Source organism: Leptospira dzoumogneensis, assembly GCF_004770895.1.
Lineage (GTDB): Bacteria > Spirochaetota > Leptospiria > Leptospirales > Leptospiraceae > Leptospira_B > Leptospira_B dzoumogneensis.
On the sequence record NZ_RQHS01000005.1, the window covers coordinates 657,446 to 679,688 of the forward strand.

General features: G+C 42.7%; 19 protein-coding genes. 12 read left to right on the forward strand and 7 right to left on the reverse strand.

Features of this window, described 5'->3' with window-relative positions; translation table 11 throughout:
- Positions 1-13: 13 nt before the first annotated feature.
- The 3 genes from EHR06_RS04520 to EHR06_RS04530 form a co-directional block, all read right to left on the reverse strand.
- Positions 14-2,503, reverse strand: coding sequence for a TonB-dependent receptor plug domain-containing protein (locus EHR06_RS04520; RefSeq protein WP_135756098.1), 2,490 nt, complete (start codon positions 2,501-2,503; stop codon positions 14-16).
- Positions 2,503-3,147, reverse strand: a complete 645-nt coding sequence (locus tag EHR06_RS04525; protein ID WP_135755891.1) for an HmuY family protein — start codon at positions 3,145-3,147, stop codon at positions 2,503-2,505. The genes EHR06_RS04520 and EHR06_RS04525 overlap by 1 nt, the downstream gene beginning before the upstream one ends.
- A 68-nt stretch (positions 3,148-3,215) precedes the next feature.
- Entirely contained in the window at positions 3,216-3,968 is a 753-nt protein-coding gene (locus EHR06_RS04530) for a hypothetical protein (RefSeq protein WP_244288491.1), read from the reverse strand.
- Positions 3,969-4,374: 406 nt separating this feature from the next.
- Here EHR06_RS04530 and EHR06_RS04535 point away from each other — a divergent pair, with 406 nt between their 5' ends.
- Positions 4,375-4,803, forward strand: coding sequence for a host attachment protein (locus EHR06_RS04535; RefSeq protein WP_135755892.1), 429 nt, complete (start codon positions 4,375-4,377; stop codon positions 4,801-4,803).
- 106 nt (positions 4,804-4,909) lie between these two features.
- The gene (locus tag EHR06_RS04540) at positions 4,910-6,457 is read left to right on the forward strand and encodes a glycerol kinase 5 (protein ID WP_135755893.1); all 1,548 of its coding nucleotides are present in this window, start codon (positions 4,910-4,912) and stop codon (positions 6,455-6,457) included.
- 1 nt (position 6,458) lies between these two features.
- On the opposite strand, the gene EHR06_RS04545 is transcribed toward EHR06_RS04540, so the two are convergent.
- Positions 6,459-6,893: a hypothetical protein gene (locus tag EHR06_RS04545; RefSeq protein WP_135755894.1), complete on the reverse strand. Its 435-nt coding sequence runs from the start codon at positions 6,891-6,893 to the stop codon at positions 6,459-6,461.
- A 98-nt stretch (positions 6,894-6,991) separates the two neighbouring features.
- On the opposite strand from EHR06_RS04545, the gene EHR06_RS04550 reads away from it, so the two are divergent.
- From EHR06_RS04550 to EHR06_RS04565, 4 genes are all read left to right on the forward strand, one after another.
- Positions 6,992-8,218, forward strand: a complete 1,227-nt coding sequence (locus EHR06_RS04550) for an alpha/beta fold hydrolase (RefSeq protein ID WP_135755895.1) — start codon at positions 6,992-6,994, stop codon at positions 8,216-8,218.
- Between the two features lie 237 nt (positions 8,219-8,455).
- A complete protein-coding gene (locus EHR06_RS04555) occupies positions 8,456-10,312 on the forward strand; it encodes a SpoIIE family protein phosphatase (protein ID WP_135755896.1) in 1,857 nt (618 codons plus the stop codon).
- A gap of 58 nt (positions 10,313-10,370) precedes the next feature.
- Positions 10,371-11,726, forward strand: coding sequence for an ammonium transporter (locus EHR06_RS04560; RefSeq protein ID WP_135755897.1), 1,356 nt, complete (start codon positions 10,371-10,373; stop codon positions 11,724-11,726).
- A gap of 83 nt (positions 11,727-11,809) precedes the next feature.
- Entirely contained in the window at positions 11,810-12,484 is a 675-nt protein-coding gene (locus EHR06_RS04565) for an LIC11874 family lipoprotein (RefSeq protein ID WP_135755898.1), read from the forward strand.
- Position 12,485: 1 nt separating this feature from the next.
- On the opposite strand, the gene EHR06_RS04570 is transcribed toward EHR06_RS04565, so the two are convergent.
- Positions 12,486-13,235, reverse strand: coding sequence for a menaquinone biosynthetic enzyme MqnA/MqnD family protein (locus EHR06_RS04570; RefSeq protein ID WP_135755899.1), 750 nt, complete (start codon positions 13,233-13,235; stop codon positions 12,486-12,488).
- A 176-nt stretch (positions 13,236-13,411) separates the two neighbouring features.
- Here EHR06_RS04570 and EHR06_RS04575 point away from each other — a divergent pair, with 176 nt between their 5' ends.
- From EHR06_RS04575 to EHR06_RS04585, 3 genes are read left to right on the forward strand one after another with little or no spacing between them, the layout of a single operon-like run.
- On the forward strand, positions 13,412-13,681 hold the full coding sequence (locus tag EHR06_RS04575) for an STAS domain-containing protein (RefSeq protein ID WP_100724165.1): 270 nt from the start codon (positions 13,412-13,414) through the stop codon (positions 13,679-13,681).
- A gap of 3 nt (positions 13,682-13,684) precedes the next feature.
- Entirely contained in the window at positions 13,685-14,560 is an 876-nt protein-coding gene (locus EHR06_RS04580; RefSeq protein WP_135755900.1) for a CheR family methyltransferase, read from the forward strand.
- Positions 14,561-14,580: 20 nt separating this feature from the next.
- The gene (locus EHR06_RS04585; RefSeq protein ID WP_135755901.1) at positions 14,581-14,931 is read left to right on the forward strand and encodes a rhodanese-like domain-containing protein; all 351 of its coding nucleotides are present in this window, start codon (positions 14,581-14,583) and stop codon (positions 14,929-14,931) included.
- 26 nt (positions 14,932-14,957) lie between these two features.
- Here EHR06_RS04585 and EHR06_RS04590 read toward each other — a convergent pair whose 3' ends face one another.
- Together EHR06_RS04590 and EHR06_RS04595 are read right to left on the reverse strand one after the other, a co-directional pair.
- Positions 14,958-16,949 carry a methyl-accepting chemotaxis protein gene (locus EHR06_RS04590; RefSeq protein ID WP_135755902.1) on the reverse strand — a complete coding sequence of 664 codons (1,992 nt, stop codon included), beginning with the start codon at positions 16,947-16,949 and terminating at the stop codon, positions 14,958-14,960.
- 25 nt (positions 16,950-16,974) lie between these two features.
- Positions 16,975-18,969 (reverse strand): methyl-accepting chemotaxis protein, encoded by a 1,995-nt coding sequence (locus EHR06_RS04595; protein WP_135755903.1) that lies wholly within the window; start codon positions 18,967-18,969, stop codon positions 16,975-16,977.
- Between the two features lie 297 nt (positions 18,970-19,266).
- Here EHR06_RS04595 and rsmH point away from each other — a divergent pair, with 297 nt between their 5' ends.
- The 3 genes from rsmH to EHR06_RS04610 are packed head-to-tail and all read left to right on the forward strand — an operon-like array spanning position 19,267 to position 22,059.
- Positions 19,267-20,226 carry a 16S rRNA (cytosine(1402)-N(4))-methyltransferase RsmH gene (rsmH, locus tag EHR06_RS04600; RefSeq protein WP_135755904.1) on the forward strand — a complete coding sequence of 320 codons (960 nt, stop codon included), beginning with the start codon at positions 19,267-19,269 and terminating at the stop codon, positions 20,224-20,226.
- Entirely contained in the window at positions 20,223-20,582 is a 360-nt protein-coding gene (locus EHR06_RS04605; protein ID WP_135755905.1) for an FtsB/FtsL family cell division protein, read from the forward strand. The genes rsmH and EHR06_RS04605 overlap by 4 nt, the downstream gene beginning before the upstream one ends.
- Entirely contained in the window at positions 20,560-22,059 is a 1,500-nt protein-coding gene (locus EHR06_RS04610; protein WP_135755906.1) for a UDP-N-acetylmuramoyl-L-alanyl-D-glutamate--2,6-diaminopimelate ligase, read from the forward strand. Before EHR06_RS04605 ends, EHR06_RS04610 begins: the two co-directional genes overlap by 23 nt.
- Positions 22,060-22,243 lie beyond the last annotated feature (184 nt).

Sequence of the window (22,243 nt, forward strand, 5' to 3'; positions counted from 1 at the left end):
CCAATTTTTGTTTTTACCGGACCCCCGGTACAGGTGAAGAAGAAGGTATCGGAGCCGCAGAATAATCCGCAGGAGCCGCACCCGCGCTGAACCTTCCATCTATCCCCACATAATAGAATCTAGGCTTTTGCGGATTATAAGTAAGATCGAATGTATCTAGAAGGTTGTCCACACCTGCGAATATTTCAAAAGTTCCTAATATCTTTTGTGAAACTCTTATATTCAAATTGGTATGAGCATTTACCATTCTCACTCCATAAGTAGGTCCTGTAGTACAGTAAGATAAGTTTCTTTCCGTACAATATTCTTGGATCCCGCCCGGAATATTTCCGAATAATGCGTTAATCGTATTTGTTGCTTGTGTTGTAAGCTGAGCGCTAAGTGCGGAAAATTCAGTAGGTAATTGAGGATCGCACCAAAGTGGATTTTTTTGGCAGTAATAAGGTTGTTTTCCGAAAATTACTGCGAATAGAGAGAAGCTGAATCCGCTAGGTTGGTGATCTATACGTATATTCGCATTCCATCTATGATAACCTCTTCCTTCTAAAGGAAGATTGGTCAATTCGTCTCTTGTGTCTGTGTATGTGTAACCGCTGCCAAGAGACACATTTTGGTGAACTCTAAGAGTTACAGAAGATTCAAATCCTTTCGTAAGGGCCTTTTGGTAATTGGATGTATTAAAGATCTGTAATCCGGATGCGTCTCTAGTCGGGTTGGTCCTGAATCCGATCAGGTTATCTATATTATTATAGAAGAAGTTGAAGCTGAACCAGAATACCTTATTCGGTTCCCATTCCCCTCCCAAATTATAACTGCGGGAAAGTTCAGGCTTTAGATTCGGGTTCCCTGCTACCCTATATCCAACACCTGGGTTTATAAAATTATAATATAGATCCTGGAAACTGGGAGCCCTATATCCTAAACCGTTGGCTGCCCTGATACGGAATTTATCAGTTACATCGTAACGAACCGCTAATTTAGGAAGTACTTGCCCTCCGTAAATGGAGTCGTGGTCAGAGCGGATACCTGGAACTATCTGGATCCTAGGAGCGCTGGAAACTCTCCATTCATCCTGCACATAAAACGCATTTCTTTGTCTTTGGGCGTATCCGTTTTGGGTTTGGTAAGGATCCGTCCCCAGGATATCACTCGCACAAATATTAGGAAAATTTCTTTTACAGTCCGGAGCGATCCTCGCAGATGAGAATTGATCTATTAATGTTTCCGCTCCATAGGAGATCACATGTCCTTCCGAGATCCTATGATCTAAACGGGTTCGGATCTCTGTGACTGCGTTGTCTAACTTCTCTCTTTTATCCTGAGCGTCCGACTTTCTTTGGTCGTATGTATATGTATCGAAAAATCTAGCATAGTTCGTATTTACGTTTAAGTTTAACGTTTTAGTGATTTCCCAATCTGCGTTGACAGCACCCATAAAGTCATGGGTTTTGTTACTTCTATCGTATACTCCTCTAGGAGGAACTGCATCTACCGCATTTTGGTTTAAATATCTGTAATAGAACTGGAATCCTAATTTAAAAGTTTCCGAAATATCAAAAGTGGTTTTATTGGAAACGTTTATATCTTCGAATGCGCTGCCTGAGGTGGATTCTAAAGGACCTTCATAAGGAAGTTTTTTACGATAAATATAAAGTTTTGTCCAAAGAGGAGTGTCTACTGGAAAAGGGGAGTAGCTAGAAGAAAGACTTTCTATTCTTCCGTTCTTTGGGCCCAAGGTAGCATCCGGTGTTAGATCGTAACCATCTCCTCTATGCCAACCTGCAGTAAAATTGGTGGAGACTATTCCTTTGCGCACTCCTACCGACGCATAATTACGGAATTCTGTTCCTGTTCCGTAATAGACGGGATTTCCTCCTCCCATAAAAGTCCTGAAGTTCGCAGAATAAGGATCTTTTTGTTCCTTAGTGATGATATTGATCACACCCGCAATCGCATCGGAACCGTAAAGAGCGGATGACGCACCTTTTACTATCTCAATTCTTTCTATATCTTCCGCTTTAAATCTGGTTAGGTCGATGGAACCGCTGAAACGCCCTGTAGTCCTCTGTCCGTCCACTAGGATCAAAACGTTTTGGCCCGAGAGACCCTGTAAACGAACTGTGGATCCTCTTTCTCCCGCTTGTGCTGGACGAACTTCTATCCCTGGAACGTTACCTAGGGTTTGGGATATATCTCTCGCCCCCATTGCATCTATATCTTTTCTGGTGATTACCTCGGTAGTGATCGTGGAGTCTTTTAAAAAACCTTTTCTACGAGTACCGGTGACAGTGATGATAGAACCTCTGTCGTTATTCCCGTTGTTAATATCTTTTCCTGATTCCGGATTTACTTTAGGTCTATCGGAATCATCTTTTTTTTCTTCCGTCTTCTTTTCAGGAAGAACTTCTCCTTGGGAGAAGATAGGAACTCCTAGAAAACATAAACCTGAAAATAAGATCAGATAAAGTGTTCTAGGAATGGAAGAAGGTTTGATCTTCCCCATCAAGGAACTACCTTCCAAATGAATTTAGGGAATCCGCTGGTGCTTGCGTTGTCGTAATAATCTGTGACTTCTAATCCGAAATGGGAAACTCCATCTGAACCTTGGATCAGATATCCTCTTGCTTTCGGGCTAAGAATATGGCTGGTTCCGTCATAATCGTACCAATCCCAGAGTGCGGGGCTTGCATTTTCAGTGGCAGTTCCGAATCCACCTCCTCCTGTTTGAGACATGAGTTGGTCCGCTTGTATTGCACAATCTCCTCCGGTTACGCTTGCTAAATTAGTATCACCTGCAATAAAACAAGATCCTGCGTCCTCGGAGCCGCTTGTTCCGCTATTTGTACCTATTACGAATCTTTTAAATTTTAGATCCCAAGTTCCGGACTTAGTAGTTTCTACTCCGCCTGCTTTTAGGTCTAAATAAACCCAGCAGCCGCTTGCAGTCGCATTCACTATTGTAGTATTGATCCCTGCAGATGGAGAATTGGGAGTTGTGGTTGTGTCTCCGGGGGCCTTAATACATCCTCCACCACCGTCTTCCAATGCGGCTAAAATCGCAAGACCGTCGTCTCCTCCGGTGCTAGGACCGCAAAAAACGGTTAAAGTTGTCATGAGAATAATGAAAATTGAATATACTGTTTTCATTATTGGATCCCCCTTTTTTAAAAAATTAATAATTACAATAGGCGGCCGAATTCGACCGCCTAAAATTCTTAAAGCGCAGTAGTGCTATAAGTTACTACCTTAGTCGCAGTTACTCCGGAAGCGGAGCTGCCGGTCTTATAATATGTGCTAGTGCTGCCGGTGGAACCGATACCCGCACCGCTTGGCCAATCAGCTTTATTGATGATCGCGTTAGACTCGGTAAGGGTACATCTCTTCTTACAGTTTGCACCTTTGTATCCGGTTCCCCAAATGGTAACTTTAGGAGTTGTGTCCGCGCTGATATCGATACAAACATCGCTTGGAGTAGTAGTGAAGGAATCGAAAAGGCTCTCTCCAGTTCCTCCAAGAACTGGGGTAGCAGTTCCGTCATTTGTTCCATAAGCTGTGGTCGCGGAATAACCTGCGTAAACCATCGGCCCGCCTTGGTAGACATTCACTACGAGTCTTCCGTCGCCTGCAGTTGTAGTAGGTGTGGAAGAAGTTCCTGCAAGGCCGTCCGTGTATCCGGTTGCCAGGTAGATGGTTCCGTGTCCGCTTAGAGCTTGGAGCAACGCTCCTTCTAACCTGATATGTCTTGCCGCACCTGCAGTTGGGATGGAGATCAATTGGAAAGTATTGATCCCTGCAGTGATTGCAGTTTCTGCGATCTCATCGTTTGCCACCGCAGCATCTACACAGGCGCTGTTTAGGGCCCCGAGTACAAGTGCAGCGTTGGACTCTTTCGAGCCTTGGTCGCAATTCATTAAGAAGGATATTCCTAGAATCATCGTCAATAGCGTCTTGGTTGTGTTCCGTTTCATGTTTTCTCCTGTTGAGACTCAATTCTCATTAGTAGGAGTCATGTTTTCTATATTTAGGTTCCGAAATGAGTCTAAAACTCAAAATCAAAATCTCTCGGAATCTGTCAACCAAGAATGAGAACAATTCTCAGAAGCGATAAGGAAAAGTCCACTAAAGAATTCTTAAAAAGCCGGGCATTCTGGCGGTCTGGAGGGTTGATATTTGTCTGAGGACTGAAGTCTGTTCAGAAGGATTTTGGATTTAGAGGCATTCCATTTTACCATAAAAAGTATATTTCGTTTTTCTAATCCTTAAAGAAGAAGGTTTTGGGAAAAGTAATTGATAGGTCCTTCCACTTGGGTTAAAACTATGGTCCGAATTCCGAATCTTTCGGTGACGGAGAGTTCCATAATAGGAGGGTACAGTATGAAGAAAAAATGGGTGGTGGTTGCAAACCGAAGCGAGGCAAAAATTTTCGAATACCAAGGGCCGACTAACGGTTTGAAGCTGGTGCAATCTATGGAGAATCCCGAAGGAAGACTCAGAAATTCGGATCTAGTTACGGGAGCAGGCCAAGCTTCCAGATCGGATTTTGATTTTTTTCACGAACCGAAAAAGAGAGTGGCTGCGGCTTTTGCAGGTAAACTCAGCGATTTTATGAACTTGGAAAGAAAGAAGGATTCTTTCTCCAATTTTATTTTGGTCTCAGAACCTGGCTTTATGGGAATGATCCTAGGAAAACTTGACGAGAAGTCTAGAGAAAGGATCTATCATAAGATGCCTAAAGATATCGTACATGAAAGAGAGTCCAATTTGATGCACCATCTCAAGAGTGTGCTTGTAAGCGAAGCATAAGTTCCATTCGAGTCGATATTATTAAGGCCGCCTTCATGGCGGCTTTTTTATTGACGCGGCCGAATCCTAAAGGATTCTACCTCAGTAAAAAATTGGAGAGAGTTCAATGGCTGCCTCAAAAGAAAAATATATCCTATCAATCGATAGCGGAGGAAGCGGGATCCGAGCTATCTTATTCGATAAGAAGGGCAGAATAGTTTCTCGCCAGTATGAAAAAACTCCTCCTATCGTAAGTGAACCAGGTGCATTGGAGCATGATCCCGAAAAACTTTGGCAGGCACTTGTTTCCATTCTCAAAAAAACTTTTAAGAATAAAAAGTTCCAAGCTGCAAATGTGGATTCATTGGGGATCTGCAACCAAAGAGGATCTTTTCTTCTTTGGGATAAATCTACAGGTAAACCTCTAACTAAACTGATCAGTTGGGCGGATGTAAGAGCGGGCAAAACTTCCGCCGAGATGAACTCGAATACCATCTGGAAAGTAATCCAATTCGTTTCCAAGATTCTTGGAACGATCACCGGTCAGCCGATGTTGATCGCTACTCATATGCTTAAGTTCACCACGGACCACGCTTCCGTTCGTTTAAAATGGGTGCTGGATAAAAATCCCGAACTTAGGAAAAGAGCGAAGAAGGGAGAGATACTTTTTGGGACTTTAGACACTTGGTTCGTGTACAAACTCACAAAAGGAAAAGAGCATATCAGCGATCCTTCTAACGCGACCGTGACCGGAATGTTCAATCCTTTTCAATTACAATGGAATGCTCCTCTTTGCGGGATTTTCGGAATTCCGATAGGAATTTTTCCGAATGTAAAAGATACAGCTGCAGATTTCGGAACTACGGATCCTTCTTTATTCGGTGTTGGAATTCCGATCAGAGCAGTGGTTGGAGATCAGATGGCGGCTCTATTCGGACATGCATGTTTTGAAAAAGGTGGAGTTAAAATTTCCCAAGGTTCAGGCGCTTTCGTGGACATGAATATGGGAGATAAACCTAAACTTTCCAAAAGAGGTTTGTTCCCACTGGTTGCTTGGAGGCTTGCCGGAAAACCGACTTATATGTTAGAAGGTTTTACCGGAACTGTAGGAACTCTAATCGACTGGCTTGGAAAAGGGATCGGTCTTTCCGATACTCCGAAAGTTTTGAACGAACTTGCTTCTCAAACGAATGATACGGAAGGAGTGGTCTTCGTTCCGACCGCTTCCGGGATGAGATATCCTCATTTTAATCCGAATGCAAAGGCTTCCGTATTCGGACTTTCTCTTGCAACTCACAGAAGACATGTAGCAAGAGCAGTGCTCGAGGGAATTGCATTATCTTTATTTGATATATTAGAAGGTATCAAGAAGGACACGAATGTTCCCGTAAGTTCCATCATGGTAGATGGTGGAGTTTCCCAATCGGATATACTTCTACAATGTCTTGCCGATTTTTGTAATGTAGAAGTGAAACGTGCACCTGAACCTGATATGACCGCTACTGGAGCGGCCTATCTTGCGGGACTAGGTTCCGGGTATTGGAAAAGTTTGGAAGAATTGAGTAAACTAGAAAGAGGTTATAAAGTTTTCAAACCTAAGATGGATCCGAAGTCCAGAGAATTAAAATTGGAACGCTGGCATAGAGCGGTACAATCCACTCTTAAGATAGATTAGATTATTCTTGGATACGAATGGAGCTGACTACCGTGGTCAATTGTTCCGCCAATTCTTCGGTAGGCTCCTCGTCCCCATTATAAGTGATCAAGATCATTCTTTTTTTAGCGGAGACTAGATAGACCATCCAATGTCTTCCGTCCTCTTTTAAGAATTCACATGCGATAATCTTAGAACCCTCGTTATTCTCGAAGAATGCGGCCATCTCCCTCACGAATTCAATTTTGTGGGTCGCGAGATATCTTTCTAGTTCCTGTTCCGGATCGAAACCGCCTTCTTTATTTTCGAACGCATAAACCTGCATCGCGCCGGAACCATTTTCTTCGAAAAAAGCCGGGATACCTTCGATCACAATATTCTGCCAATGGCCTGGGATCACCATGCTATACCAGCCGGAGGGAGAACGATAAAGTCTGTAATCTAACTTTTTATCCATTGGAGAAACTATTTCGTCATCTTAATCCGGTTAAAAATCAAGGCAAGCATGTTTGGGAATACTTGACATTCGTGTTGTCTCAGTGATCCTCTCCTGTTGTGATTGCTATCCTGAAAAACAGAAGAGGCCCCTTCTACCTGATCACTACCTTTTTCGCGATCCTGTTTTTTGCGGTCTTTGCATCATCACTCGCGATCGTATTTTCCCTATTTCTGATCGCCGTACTGGTTTTATATCCTGTTTTATTGGACTGGTTCTCTCGCCTGTATGGTCAGGAAGATATTGCGGACGAGCTGCATTTTGCAAAAACAAAAGACGGATGGAATATCGCATTACACAGACATATTCCTCCTATTCCGAATCCTGAACTTGCACCGGTGATCGTGGTGCATGGTATCGCTACGAATAAGTATGTGATCGATTTGGACAAAAGACATTCTCTTCCTTACTATTTAAAATTAAGAGGTTACGAAGTATTTGCAGTTTCCTTAAGAGGTGCCGGGAGTTCCTACCATGAAAGCAGGGGAGGATACGAGGACTTCACTTTTGATGATTTAGTAAAATATGATGTTCCTGCGATCATCTCCAAGGTACTTTCTTTGACGGAGAGTAAACGTGTGAATTGGGTAGGCCATTCTATGGGTGCAATGATCTTCTATTCTTATTTAGGGATCACATCCAAACCCGAAAAAGAAAAGATCGCAAGTTTTGTTTCCTTGGGCGGACCGGGAAATTTAAATCATTTAGGTTTAAGCCTCATCGGTTTACTTTCTAGATTTCCTCGTGCCAGAAAAGTTTTGGATCTAAAATTCGGAGCTTCTATGCTCGCACCATTAGCCGGGGAAATTTACACACCTATAGATCAGATACTTTATAATCCGAAAGCGATCAGACCTAGGATCGTTAAAAAGGTAATGAAAAACGCGGTCGAAAATATCAGCGAAGGACTGATAGAACAATTCATGTCTTGGATAGAGACAAAGAAGATGAGTTCACTCAACGGATTTTATAATTATATAGATCTACAAAAAGAGATCACTGTTCCTAGTCTGTTTATCGCGGGTGCAAACGACGCGATCGCAACTCCTGATACGGTCCGATCCGTATACGAAAGAGCGGGAACTAAGGTCAAAAAATTTCATGTGATCTCTAAGGAAGAAGGGGCCAGCGACGATTACGGTCATGGCTGTCTGATCTTAGCGGAGAAGGCGGAAGACGATGTGTTCCCTAAGGTAGAAACCTTCTTAAGAGAATATGGAACCTCCAAAAAGCAGGGCTGGTTTTTGCGATTAAAAAGAAAATTTAAACAGAATATTCGAACCTAACACTACATAATCTCTGTATTGCTGCCTTAAAAGAGTGGCATTCTTCCTTATATCTCACCAAATTCCAAGTATGTCTCAATATAAATATGCCTAAATAATAAACATATCTAAAATTTGTACGCATAAATTGGGCATAATATTTAGATTTGAAGAATTGGTACGCTAATTGCATAAGATCTCGGTAGAGCGAAACGAATCCAAAGAGAAAAAGAATCGGATACGTAGAGGTGCTTGACCATGATAGAACTCAAATTTGGGCAAAGAAAAGTAGTTAGCTTCCGAGGTGCGAGGAAGGTCGTCGGGGGTTTAACCGAGAAGAATAAGATCGATATCCTTCTTTATATCAGTAAGGAATTTGCAAACGCGGATAAGGAAGAGGAACTTTACGATATCGTAATAAGCCTTTGTAAGGATATTTTCGAGTGTGATAATACCACTCTCAGGATGTGGAAGGGAAATCTTTTGGTCCCTTCCCGCTTCTTTAAAGAAACAGTTCCACCTCGCCGGGACCTGAGTCAGGATGAAGGTTATTCGGGATTCACTTTTAAGACCCGTATGCCATTGCTTATCCAGGACTTAACACATCACGCGGAATACATAGACGAGGGAGAGACCACCCGAGCCGTTATGTGCGTTCCTATCATGTACAAAGAGGATTGCCTCGGCACGATTGCGGTAGAATCGGACACTGAATTTTTCTACAGAGAAGACGACCTGGAGATCTTAGAAGCTCTAGGCTCCCAGCTCGCTCTTGCGATCACAAGCGTTCGTTTGATCCAAGGTTTGGTCCATGCGAATGAAAGAGAGGCTCAAATCCTGAAACAATTGGAATGGGATATGAGAATGGGTCGTAACGTCCAAAGCCAGATCGTAGAGACTGCGATCGCTCCTTGGAACGGTCTACATTTCGGAACTTATTACGAGCCGATGACCGAGGTTTCCGGAGACTACTTTAATGTGGTCCGACAAGGAAACTCGATCACTGCGATCATAGTGGATGTGTCAGGGCACGGTATTCCTGCTGCGTTAGTCACGATGTCCATCCACTATCAATTCCAACGTTGTACTTCCCTTGGTATGGGACTATCCGAAACTTTGGCCGAGTTGGGTGAATCCATCCGGCCACAGCTTCCGGATGGAACTTATTTCACTGCTTTCATTCTGAAAGTTTACAGTGATTATACTTACTCTTATGTGAATGCAGCTCATCAGAAAATGCTACATTACCATAACGGTCATGGAAGGATAGAAGAGCTGGATACCCAGGGAGTTCCTCTCGGTATTTTCGAAGTAGAAAGAAGTAATTTCGAAGAGAAACACGGAAGGATCCTGCCTGGAGATATTTTATTCTTACCTACGGACGGTATCACCGAACAGAAGAATGAACAGCGTCAAGAGTTAGGGAACCAGCGTTTTATAGAATGGATCCGTCAGGAAAAATCAACCATTGAAGAACAAAGAGATAAGATCTATGTCGCCGATTTAGTCGGTTCATTGATCGGAAGATTCAAAAGGTATAAAGGAGATATGAGGAACGGAGACGACGTTTCTTTACTCGCGCTCCAATGTAATCCTGAACTTGGAAAAGCAAAAACATTACTCTCTTTGGCGAAATCCGCCGCAAAAGCAAAAAAGGACCAAGTCGCTTACGACAAGGCTCTGGAAGTATTTTCCATGGACGAGTCTCTCAAGGACAGTTTGGTACTTCTTGGAAAAATGTATTACAGAGATAGAAATTTCGAAAAGAGCGTACAGTTCTTAGAGAAGTATATCAAAACCAGCGGAGAAGAATCCGAGCATATCCATTATCTTTTAGGAAGAGCGTATTACGAACTGGAAAATATTCCGGAAGCAAAGAGGGCATTAAAACGTTCTCTCGCGATCGATCACACATACGCAAAGTCCAGCTTAAGACTGGCTAGATGTTATTTGAAAGATAATGAAACTCCTAAGGCGATCAAGGTCCTGCAACAAGGGATCAAAAGTGCGCCTACTAACGAGTATCTAAAAATTTCCCTTAAAAAGTTGGAGGAATTAGTAAAAAGAAAATCAGGAGATCTAGTCGTTTCGGAACAAAGAAAAGAAGCGGTTTAATCATTAAGCGAAGTTCAGGAATCGTGTTCAAAAAATATATAGGAGATTTAGGAAAAATATGCGCATATTGATATTACTTACGCTCGCCTTTGCCTCGAGCGCAATTTGGGCTGATGAAGCCGACCCAGTGACTGCAGAATCCGCGTTAAGTGCAGTTGCAATTTTAAGAGATGAAACGAATTGGTTATGGACCTGTATCGCGGGCTTTTTGGTATTTTTTATGCAGGCCGGTTTTGCATTAGTGGAGGCCGGATTTACCAGAGCAAAAAATACAGTGAATATTTTGATGAAGAACTTCATGGACTTCTCCTTGGGTTCTTTGGCGTACTGGTTGATCGGATTTTCGATCATGTTCGGGCCTCAAATCATCAGCGGTATCGGATTCGGTTCCATATCCTTGGCTGATAGTCTGTTGATGGTGGACGGAAAACCAGATCCGAGCAAGTTTACATTTTTTATATTCCAATTGGTGTTTGCAGGAACTGCTGCAACCATCGTTTCGGGAGCTATGGCAGAAAGGACCAAGTTCGTAGATTACGTAATCTTCTCCATATTGATCACTGCATTTGTATATCCGGTCTTCGGATCAATAGGTTGGTCTAACTTATTCGACCCTGATAACAAAGGTTATTTGGTAGAAGCGGGATTTATAGATTTTGCAGGTTCCACTATAGTTCACTCAGTCGGTGGATGGGCAGGACTTGCCGGAACGATAGTTCTTGGGCCTCGTATCGGAAAATACCAAGACGGGAAAGTTCTTCCTATCTTAGGTCATAACATGACAATTGCGGCTCTTGGGGTTTTCATTTTATGGTTAGGTTGGTTCGGATTTAACCCCGGGTCCACTACCTCAGTAGGCGGAGGAACTTTTGCCGTAATCGCAGTTACGACTAACTTTGCGGCGGCTGCCGGTGCGGTTTCTTCCATGATCGTGACTTGGATACTTTTCAAAAAACCGGATATAGGTCTTTCTTTGAACGGTGCCCTAGCAGGACTTGTGTCGATCACAGCTCCTTGTGCGAACGTAAGTATCAGTTCTGCGATCATCATCGGACTTGTAGGCGGTGTGCTTGTAGTATTCAGCGTTTTATTCTTTGATAAGATCAAAGTGGACGATCCTGTGGGAGCGGTTTCCGTTCACGGAGTTTGTGGAGCTTGGGGAACCATCGCTGTAGGTTTATTCGCAGAGCAGGCTTTCGGCGGAGTGAACGGTCTATTCTTCGGCGGCGGGATCGAGCAGTTATTGGTTCAGCTACAAGGTGTAGGGCTCGGATTTGTTTGGGCATTCGGAGCGAGTTTGGTGATCTTCTTAGTTTTGAGATTCACCATCGGTCTAAGAGTTTCCGAAGACGAAGAGATCCAAGGTCTGGATATTCTGGAACACGGAAACGAAGCGTATCCAATTTCCAAATAATGGACTTACGAAAACCTCCGTGGGCGACTGCGGGGGTTTTCTTTTACGTTGACGAAAAAGAAAGGTTCCGCCCGAATTGAGGTATGCGTTCGGGTTTTTCCATCCGCTTCTTCCAAAAATCGCTTTTCCTAGTTTGTTTTCTTTTTTTCGGCTGTTTCGAATACGAAGAAACTTTGACAATCAATTCCAACCTAAGCGGCACTTTGGAAATTTCTTATGTGGTCCCGACCAAACGTAAGTCGGAAGAATCGCTTATCAAATTCCTTCCCACTAGAAAAGAAGAGATCCAGAACAGATTGAACAAAGGATTTTTTTCTAAAAGCCTCGTACTAAAAGATTATACCTTCCAAAAATTAGAAACTTCGGAGGCAGAGCCCGGAGTATTCCGTGAAAAGGCAAAGGTCACTTACAAGGTGGATTTCACTGATATTTCTCAGTTAGAAAATGTGCTTCTTGGAAACGTTCAGATCAAAAAAGAGAAGGCGAACACTATCTACATCAAAAGAGAATTCCCTTCTATCAGCAAATCTCTGGAATCCATGCAGATGGACGGAGAGAAAAAAGTTTTAAGCGAAACTTTGAGATTGATCCGTGGAAATGCGCTGAACTTCAAAGTGAATTTTCCGATCACTTCCGTTTGTTATACGAACCGCGGAGAGCAAAGTTTAGGAAGACTGGCTTATAGATTGCCTCTTGCGGACACAGTGGAGAAGTTCGGGAACAAGTCCTGGGATTACAGGATTACCTTTGTGTACTGAATTATAAAATCCCTAACTCGCTACAATATTTTCCGAATAACTCAAATCCATTGCGGTCGCTTTCCGTGATTTCGTAATGTAGTTCTTGGGTGAGGTAGGTTCTGACCAGCTCAGTTGGAAGTCTGGATTCTTTTTGGATGATCTCTTCGATATGTGCCAGGCCGTATTTTAAAGAATCCTCATAGAAGCTGTCGGGTAATTCCAATGGTTTTTTGGAAGCCCAAAGAGCGAATATGAAAGAGGTTCCTGTGGTTTCATACCACCATTCTGCCAGGTCCTTTACTTCATAAACATCCGGATCCCATTCCGCGAATAAAGCATTGTCCCCGAAAAGCATATGGGACCCTCTTCCGATCGAAATTTCTTCTTTGATGATCTTAGGGTCTGTGGGGGCTACTTCCGGCAATTTTCCGGAATCATTATGTACTAATACTCTGACCAGGGCCATGCTTGTCCTGGAGCCGTTATCAGTGAGGATCCGATACGGAGGATAGGCCTCTTTTTTATTTTTGAAAAACTTAATGGAGCGGACCTGCTGGGAAGCACAGACCCCGACTTTCATGGAAACGGAGAGTACGTCCGAGTTGCGGAGGCATTCGATGGAGGAGATTAATCCTACGTCTACCAGTCCCCTTAATAAATAGTCCTTTAGGAGGGAGGGATTTTCAGGTACGACTTTATGTTCTGAATTCTGCTCGAATCCCCAGGTTAGGGGACGGGCGTTCAGATGTTTGACGATTCCAATTCTCACTTATTGTTTTTTTCCAGAAAAAAGATCCGTTTTTTTAGCCTATTTACCAGAAAAACGATACTTCTCTTCCTAGCCAGAAAAATTAGTTTTTCCTTTCCTTTTCCAGGCTGTTTCCCGACTGTATTCCGAGGTAGGGACCTGTTCGTCCAATCTATGGAATGAGTCCGTCGAAACCGATGCTGATCAAAGTAGATTATGAGATCCTAAATGGTGATCATGAGGCTTTGCGTGCCTATTTGAATTCTCATGTAGAAGGGAATCCTGCTTCTGTAATTTTGGATCTGGATGAAGTGCAGGTGCTTACCTCGGTCGCTTTAGGCACCCTGGTTGCTTTTGCAAATCGTCTCCGAGGCCAGGGAGTGCTTTTGGAAACGATAAATGTCAGCCCTAAATTACTGGAAATTATTAAGTTAGTCTCTTTGGACCAGGCATTGGGTATTCGCTGATTTATGGATGATAATTTTTCCAGTTTCTCTCAGATCACAGACGAAGAGTTCAAATTCATCAAGGATTTGATGTATAAGGAAACCGGAATATTCCTGGCGGATCATAAAAAGATAATGGTCCAATCCAGGCTGAATTCCAGGGCAAGAATGCATAAGATGCAGAATGTTTCGGAATATATCCGAGGACTTCAAGCCGATCGCAAGTTTTTCCAAAGTGAACTTACCGAACTTATCAATCGTATTACCACCAACAAAACGGACTTCTTCCGAGAGAACCATCATTTCGAATTCTTAAAAGAAACCTTCTTTCCTTCCGTAGAGGAGAAGGCCCTAAAGTCCGGAAAAAAACAGCTCCGTATCTGGTCCAGCGCTTGTTCCACGGGAGAGGAACCTTATACGATCGCAGTCACTTGTGCAGAATATTTTATGCATAAGCCCGGTTGGGATATTAAAATTTATGCATCCGATATAGATACGAATGTGGTACAAACCGCTCAAGAGGGTATCTATAAAGCCGATCGTTTAGAGCCTGTAAGTGAGACACTTAAAAAAAGGTATTTCCTGAAAGTGAAGGATCTTTCCGGGAAAAATCAGGATACTTATCAAGTAAAACCCGAGATCAAGTCCATGATCGAATTCCATAAGGTAAATCTTTTGGAAACTCCTTATCCGATACGAGAGAAGATGGACTGTATCTTTTGCAGAAATGTGATCATCTATTTCGATAAGCCTACCCAAAAGAAAATTTTCGAGAACTTCGAACATGTTTTGAAGGACAGAGGACTTTTGGTGATAGGCCATTCTGAGACTCTTTTTGGGATCTCGGAAGCATATAAGTTCTTAGGTCATACTGTTTATCAGAAAAAACCTAAAATTTGATCTTAGCTGGATAAAATCCTATGTTCAAAACATTTTATATTTTTCTAATAATTGCCCTTTTTTCTTTTTCTTCCTGTAAGAATAAAGAAGATAAGGAACTCGCAGAGTGGGTGGAGAAGGGCGCTCTAATTGTGGATGTAAGAAGTCCTAACGAATATGAAAAACGTCATTTCCCGGGAGCGGTTAATATCCCGATCGATAGTTTGTCCTCGAGAGTGGCTGAGTTAGGCTCCAAGGATACGCAGATCATTCTGTACTGCCAATCCGGCGGCCGCAGCTTAAGAGCAAAAACCTTCTTAGAAGAAGAAGGTTTTTCTCAAGTAAGGGACGCAGGGAGAATAGACCGTCTATTCTCCGCCGTTTCCGAGTGAATTCTTTAGTTTAATATTTTAAACGATCAGAGTCTGAATTTTTCGGAGATATTTTTAAGTATCTCCGCAGTATTCGACAGGTTCCTGGAAGAAGAGGACATCTGTTCCGCTCCGGATGCAGTGTTGATCGTATGCTCATTAATTTGCATGATCACCTGAGAAATTTCAGAAACCGCTTTTTTCTGTTCATCTGCGGCTAATTTTACCGCTTCAGATTCGATTCTTACTTTTCCTGCGTTATCCGTTACAGCCTGGTTGATATCCGTTTGGGAGCCGGTGATGGAGTATAATCTATCCATTGCATCCGAAACCTGATCCACATTCCGGATGATCGCATGTATGATCTCCGTAGATGCTTGGATACCTTTGGCCCCACTATCCAATTCGCCGGTGTTTTTGTTAATCATCGCGGAGATGGACTTGATAGAAGAAGCGGTCTTCTCTGAAAGTTTAGAGATCTCTTCCGCAACGACTGCAAATCCTTTTCCTGCTTCTCCTGCTCTTGCAGCTTCGATCGCAGCGTTTAATGCAAGTAACTGTGTTTGTTCCGAAATATCGTTGATGATCCCTATGATCGCGGTCATTTCTCCCGATGATTTCAGGATATTCGAGATCATTGCATTCATTCCTGAAAGAGATTCTTCTCCTTTTTTTGCCTGGAGAGAAATGGACTTTGCCATATTCAATGTGGCCTGAACTTCATTGCCGATCTGATTCACACTTTGAGAAAGTTCCGTGATCTTAACCTGGAATTCCGAAATGTTTTTGTACTGGTTGTAGATGGAGCCGGAAATATTGTCCATACCTGCGGACATCTCTTCTACTGTGGCGGACATTTCTTCCGTAGATGCCGCAGTGGATTGGGCTCCATTGGAGAAGTTTTCAGAACTTGCGGATAATTCCTCTGCGGAAGCTGCAAGTTCTTGGGAAATTTTTTGGATATCTCTTACTGAAGTTCTTAAACTTTCTAAGAAGGAGTTGGTGTCCTTACTGAGATCTCCAATCTCATCTTCATGATAAATTTTTAAACTAGCTGTGAGGTCTCCTGTGGACATGGAGCGGAATAATTCCCTTGCTTCCAATAAAGGATGGAGACGGACATTCACTATCCTATAAATAATGAATATAGAAACGATCAGAAAGACAAGAGCAAATGCGATGATCCTGAATAACATTTGATGGACCACTTCCGCTAATTCGTCCTTGGATACGACTGCGGAAACTCTTAGTCCGTATTCCGGAACATCATAAACAGTCGCAATCTTATCTTTCTTAAAAAAATACTCCATATGCTCTTCGGAAGGAAGGGCCATTAACCTTTTACCCCAATCCGTTTTGCTCAGATCCAATTTTAGGATGAGTGATTTGTCCGGATGTCCCACTACCACTCCATTCATATCAGTGATCGCGATATATCCGTCGGATCCGATCGTGATCCCGCTGACTACTGCTTCCGTCATTTTGCTGAGAGAGATCGCAAATCCTAGAATACCTACCACTTGGTTTCCGTCTTTGGTTGGAACAGTAAGAACTGCGACCGCTTCTCCGGTTACAGGAGAAGGATTTACCTTGCTTAAAAGATTTTTACCTTCCAAGGCAGCCTTGATATTTGAATCGAATCCGGTTCCTCCCCAGCGGAAATTATTCGCCTTTCCTGTTGCATCCGCAAACACCATAGGATTTTCTTCCGGAGTGGACAGGAACACGTTCTCATAAGTATCAAATTTTTTGAATACGTTTGCGAGTGTCGGATTTAGACTTCCCTTATCCCTTGCGATGGTCGCTTTGATAAAAGGAACGTTGGAATTCACAAATTCCGCTAAAGTAGCCTGTTGATCGAAGAAGAACTTGATATGTTTTCCCGCGAGCTTAGAGATCTTTTTCATCTCGTCAATGTAGGCTTCTTCCACGTATTTTTTTGCGGTAAAGTATGCGAAGGAGGAAATCCCCACTGTAAGTAGAACGATAGTAATTGTGCTTACTGCTAGGATAATGATCTTTAAACTGTTTCTTTGCATTTTGTTGAGTCGAATCTGGATCGGATTATATTTTAAATTTTTCGGTTATATTTTTCAGTACTTCTGCGGTAGTGGCAAGGTTCTGAGCGGATGAGGACATTTGTTCGGAACCGGATGCGGTATTTAAAGTATGCTCGTTGATCTGAGTGATTACCTGGGCTATCTCTCTTACCGCTCTTTTTTGTTCATCGGTTGCGAGTTTCACACCTTCTGCTTCCGTTCCAACACGATCCGATTGTTCGTCCACGGATCTGTTCACCGATTCTTGTGCGGAAGTGATCTCGAATAGATGGTTCATCGCTTCGCCGACCGAGTCCACGTTTTTGATGATGCTATGCAGGATTTCCACTGAGGAGCGGATCCCTTTTGCACCTTCATCCAATTCGGAATTGTTCTTATTGATCATTTCTCCGATTGATTTGATAGAAGAAGCCGTTTTGACTGAAAGTTTGGAGATCTCTTCCGCAACGACTGCGAATCCTTTTCCTGCTTCTCCAGCTCTTGCAGCTTCTATCGCCGCATTCAATGCGAGAAGTTGTGTTTGGTCCGAAATATCATTGATGATACCTATAATGGATTTCATTTCTCCGGAAGATTTCAGGATATTTTCTATCATATTGCTCATTCCGGTGAGTGAGCTTTCTCCTTTTTTCGCTTCTTGGGAGATGGATTCTGCGATCTGCAGGGTGTTTTTGATCTCCGAGCCGATCTTTCTAACGCCGGAAGAAAGTTCCTTTATTTTAGTATGAAATTCTAATATATTCGAATATTGATTATCAGTGACCGAGGCGATATTTTCCATACCTGCCGACATTTCTTCCACGGTGGCGGACATTTGTTCAGAAGAAGCGGCGGTAGATTGTGCTCCCGTAGCAAAACTATGAGAAGAAACCGTCAATTCTTCCGCAGAGGAAGCAAGTTCCATAGCGATACGTTGGATGTCTGTCAAGGAAGATCTTAGACTTGCTATAAATGAATTTAGATCCGCGCTCATTGCTCCGATCTCGTCGTTGTATATTACTTGAATGTCGGAAGTCAGATCTCCTTGGGCCATTGTTTGGAAAAGTTTGCTGGCATTCTCCAATGGATCCAATCTCTTTTTTAGAAGAATATAAAGTAGGAAAATGGAAATTCCGACTGTGGCTAAACTGATAATTCCGATGGAGAGTAATAATTCTCCTAATGCTTCCCTGATCTCCGTTTTGGGTTGGATTGCGATTACCGACATTCTCCATTGGTCTAGCCTGGAAACAGTAGAGTATCGATCCGCACCTTTAAAACTGAATTCGAAAATTTCCCCGCTCTTCAATTCCAGCATCTTTTGACCGTAAGGTTCTTTGGCCACATCCAGATTCATGATCATTTCTTTTTTAGGGTGAGCGATAACGAGTCCGGTTTGGCTCATTACGGAAACGTAACCTTGTTCTCCGATATGTATCTTATTGATCACTTTTTCGGAAACATCTTCGAAGGAGAGAGCGATGTTCAATACTCCGATAATATTCGCGCCGTTACGGATCGGAACCGAGATGACTGCGACAGGAAGTCCGGTGATCGGGGATTTTTGAGGAGGACCTAGATAAGATTTCCCTTGGAGTACTGATTCTACGTTTTCCTTCAGCTCGTCTCCTTTTGCCTTATAACCCAGAGACTTTCCGTCTAAACTATCCGCTAAGATCCTCTTTTCTCCGTCCAAGCTCATTACGAAAACGTTTTCGTAAATTCCATATCTTTGGTGTACTTCTTTCAAGAAGTCGCCTGCGATAGGTTTTCCAGTGAGAGCGGTTTGTATCGCTCTTGGATCTGCTGCTAATGTTTTAGCCACATTGGTATGAGAGAGTAAGAATGCATCGAACTCTTGAGCGACCACCGCCACCACATTCTGCATTTGGTTTAAATGATTTTCCGTGATCTTTTTCTGGCCGAAATAGTAGGCATTACCCGAGATCAATAACGTTAGTACGGTAAGAATGACGATGCCTGCGCCTAGAAGAATGAATTTTAAACTGCTTTTTTGCATACCTATAATAAGGCCTTCCTGAAGAGGCTAGTGTTACAATAATTCGTCGACCTAATCGGACAATTCCTTTCAAGTCTTTGTCACCAGAGCGGATTTTTATTTATGGAGTTGATAGAACGTCAGGCATTGTATATAGGAAAGTTGAAGAGTCAAGACTTTAGTGCTTTCACGTTAGCGGGTTTATAATCTTAGGATTAGGTAAGGATGGATTTGTCGCAGCTGCTGGAGTTCCGATACCCGCCAGAAAGAATAAAAATCGGACGGTTCTTGGTTGCCTTTTGGATAAGCAGGTAGAACTTGGAAAACGAATTGGAACCTGTCCATTATTCGGTGCTCTATCGGGAGATACTTTCCTTCTTCCTTTCCGTATTCGATAAGGACCGAGAACTCCTTTTTTTGGACGGAACTGCGGGAGAAGGAGGACATAGTCTTCTACTCTTAGAACAATTCCCCAATTCTAAACTGGTTTTGGTGGATCGAGATTCGGTCATGTTGTCCAGGGCCAAAACAAGGCTTTCCGCGTATTCTTCCAGAGTCATTCCTATCGAAGCCAATTTTTCGGATCTGGATCCTGAGTTCTTGAGCGGTTTCGGTGTTTCCAATCCTCCTGACGGTATCCTTTTGGATCTGGGAATTTCTACATTTCATCTATTACATGCAGGAAGAGGTTTCAGTTTTAGAGAGAATGAACCTTTAGATATGAGACTTTCCTCTTCCGGAGGTATTTCTGCGGAAGATGTGATCAATACTTATCCGGAAAAAGCTCTGAGTAAAATTTTTTATGAATATGGGGAAGAGCGTTGGACCAAGAAGATCGTTGAGGCGATCTTAGAAAGAAGAAGACATTCTCGTATCGGTTACTCGGGAGATCTTGCACAATTGGTTTCCAGAGTGATCCCCAGAAAATTTTGGCCTCCCGGAAGACATCCTGCTACAAGAGTTTTCCAAGCTTTGAGGATCGAAGTGAATCAGGAACTTCTTCATATAGAGATCGGGGTCAAAAAACTTTTAGATCTGGTAGCAAAAGGCGGGCTATTACAAGTCATCTCTTTCCATTCTTTGGAAGACAGGATCATTAAGAATTTATTCAGAGACTATGCAAGAGGTGGAGAAGCGAAACTTCTTACAAAAAAACCGATGCTTCCATCTGATGCCGAGACAAAAGAAAATCCGGCTTCTCGTTCTGCAAAATTACGTGTCATACATAAATCACTTCCTACCGATATTGAAGATGAAGAGGAGGATGAAGAAGAATGAGCAGGGTTTCAGAATTTTTGTCCCTTCGTCTATGGCCTGATCTTGGATTTTTATTTAGGATTTTCGGCTGGATAATCGCTCCATTTAGCATCGCACTTTTATTCGTATGGCAGAATGTTCAGGTTTCTAGACTAAACAGAGAACTTGCAATCGCTTCCCAAGAAAAAGAAAAACTTTTAAAGAAGAATGATGATTTAAAGATCGGAATGGCGACTTATACTTCTGCTCGTAGGATAGAAGCGTTGTATCGTAAAACGTATCATTATTTGCCGATCACAGTGGGAGATCGGATCATTACGGTGACTCTTCCTCCGGAAAGAAACGAGGCGGAACTTGAAACTTTTAGAGCTCCTTAATCTTTTTCCGGATATTAAAATAATATCGGGATCTTATACTCCGGATGAAAACTTCGACTTTGTCCGCACGGATTCCAGAAAATTAGAACCGAATGATCTATTCTGTCTTCCCGATTCTTCAGGTGATAAAGGGGTAGAATACGCGAAGTTTTCTTCTTCAAGATATATATTAATAGGATCTAAATTAAAAATCCCGAAATTAGAAAATAAGATCGTTCTGAAGACGGATCTAGATCCTGAAAGTTTAGCTGGACCGATCGCTTCTGCAATCTTAGGAGATCCTTCTTCCAAACTGAAAGTGATCGGAGTTACCGGGACAAACGGTAAAACTTCTTTAACTCATATTTTAGCTTATCTGGGAGAATCTCAGGGAAAATCCTGCGGGATCATCGGGACTACCGGAGTAAAATTTAAGGGGATTTTATCAGATACAGGGTACACCACTCCTGATCCGAGCAGCTTACAATCCATTCTGAAAGAAATGTACGATTCGGGAGTGGAATATGTTTTTATGGAAGCAAGTTCTCACGGATTAAAACTGGGAAGAACGAACGGAGTCCATTTTAAAGTGGGAGTATTTTCCAATCTCACTCAGGATCATTTGGATTTTCATCCGAATATGGAAGATTATCTAAATAGTAAGGCTCTATTATTTTCTTCCGTAGCCTTAAATCCGGAAACTTTCGGTGTGATAGATTCGGATGCTCCAGGTGGAAAAGATTTTAAGTCCGCCGTGGAGAGCACTTCTCCGGGTCTGAAAATTTTCTCTCTCGGAAGAAGTTCGGGAGAATTCGAGATCCATTCAGAGGCGTTTTCTTTGGAAAAAACTTCTTACCAAATCAAGCTTTCTGATGAATGGGGTGGAGATACTTATATTAGCACCAATCTTCTGGGCGGATTTAATGTTAGAAATACCGCACTTGCATTTGTAACCGCACTTGGTTTGGGTTGGGAGAAAAAATCACTACTTTCCGCTTTGGAAAGTATTCCTCAGATCCCTGGAAGATTTCAGATCTATTATAGTAAAGATAAGTCCCGCATGGCAGTTGTGGATTATGCTCATACTCCTGATGCATTGGAGAATATTTTAAGAAGTATCCGAGAATCCAAACCGAAAGAGCTGATCACACTTTTTGGATGTGGCGGCGATAGAGACAAGACCAAGCGGCCTAAGATGGCAAAGATCGCGGGGGAACTTTCTGACAAGGTGATACTCACTTCCGATAATCCAAGAACGGAAGATCCGGAAAGTATCTTGGATGATATACAAGAAGGTTTTTCTGCCGGATATTCTCCAATGCTCAGAGAAGTAGATCGAGCTAAGGCAATTTCTTTCGGGATCTCTCACTTAAAAGAGGGGGGATGCCTTCTTGTGGCTGGAAAAGGACATGAAGACTACCAGATCATAGGCAAAGATAAAAGGCATTTTGATGACGGGGAAGAGATCCGAAAGGCATTCGATTCAGTCGGACTATAGTCACTTCGTTCCTGAAACCCGACAAGCGGGTTATAGTCGCAATACTGGCTTCCGAAGCCGACCTCCCAAATCCAAAAAAATTGTCTCAGATCCTAACTTACGTCGATAATTAAGCCAGAGAAGAAGATTTTCTTTTTTACGTTTACTCGTACTCGGCGCGGGCGAATCTGTCTTCATAGTAACG

Bases quoted from the DNA above. Each gene is read 5' to 3' on its own strand.
- EHR06_RS04595 (WP_135755903.1), bottom strand. From the start codon at position 18,969: ATGCAAAAAAGCAGTTTAAAATTCATTCTTCTAGGCGCAGGCATCGTC.
- EHR06_RS04590 (WP_135755902.1), bottom strand. From the start codon at position 16,949: ATGCAAAGAAACAGTTTAAAGATCATTATCCTAGCAGTAAGCACAATT.
- EHR06_RS04520 (WP_135756098.1), bottom strand. From the start codon at position 2,503: ATGGGGAAGATCAAACCTTCTTCCATTCCTAGAACACTTTATCTGATC.
- EHR06_RS04525 (WP_135755891.1), bottom strand. From the start codon at position 3,147: ATGAAAACAGTATATTCAATTTTCATTATTCTCATGACAACTTTAACC.
- EHR06_RS04585 (WP_135755901.1), top strand. From the start codon at position 14,581: ATGTTCAAAACATTTTATATTTTTCTAATAATTGCCCTTTTTTCTTTT.
- EHR06_RS04555 (WP_135755896.1), top strand. From the start codon at position 8,456: ATGATAGAACTCAAATTTGGGCAAAGAAAAGTAGTTAGCTTCCGAGGT.
- EHR06_RS04605 (WP_135755905.1), top strand. From the start codon at position 20,223: ATGAGCAGGGTTTCAGAATTTTTGTCCCTTCGTCTATGGCCTGATCTT.
- EHR06_RS04545 (WP_135755894.1), bottom strand. From the start codon at position 6,893: ATGGATAAAAAGTTAGATTACAGACTTTATCGTTCTCCCTCCGGCTGG.
- EHR06_RS04565 (WP_135755898.1), top strand. From the start codon at position 11,810: ATGCGTTCGGGTTTTTCCATCCGCTTCTTCCAAAAATCGCTTTTCCTA.
- EHR06_RS04530 (WP_244288491.1), bottom strand. From the start codon at position 3,968: ATGAAACGGAACACAACCAAGACGCTATTGACGATGATTCTAGGAATA.
- EHR06_RS04575 (WP_100724165.1), top strand. From the start codon at position 13,412: ATGCTGATCAAAGTAGATTATGAGATCCTAAATGGTGATCATGAGGCT.
- EHR06_RS04580 (WP_135755900.1), top strand. From the start codon at position 13,685: ATGGATGATAATTTTTCCAGTTTCTCTCAGATCACAGACGAAGAGTTC.
- EHR06_RS04560 (WP_135755897.1), top strand. From the start codon at position 10,371: ATGCGCATATTGATATTACTTACGCTCGCCTTTGCCTCGAGCGCAATT.
- EHR06_RS04535 (WP_135755892.1), top strand. From the start codon at position 4,375: ATGAAGAAAAAATGGGTGGTGGTTGCAAACCGAAGCGAGGCAAAAATT.
- EHR06_RS04540 (WP_135755893.1), top strand. From the start codon at position 4,910: ATGGCTGCCTCAAAAGAAAAATATATCCTATCAATCGATAGCGGAGGA.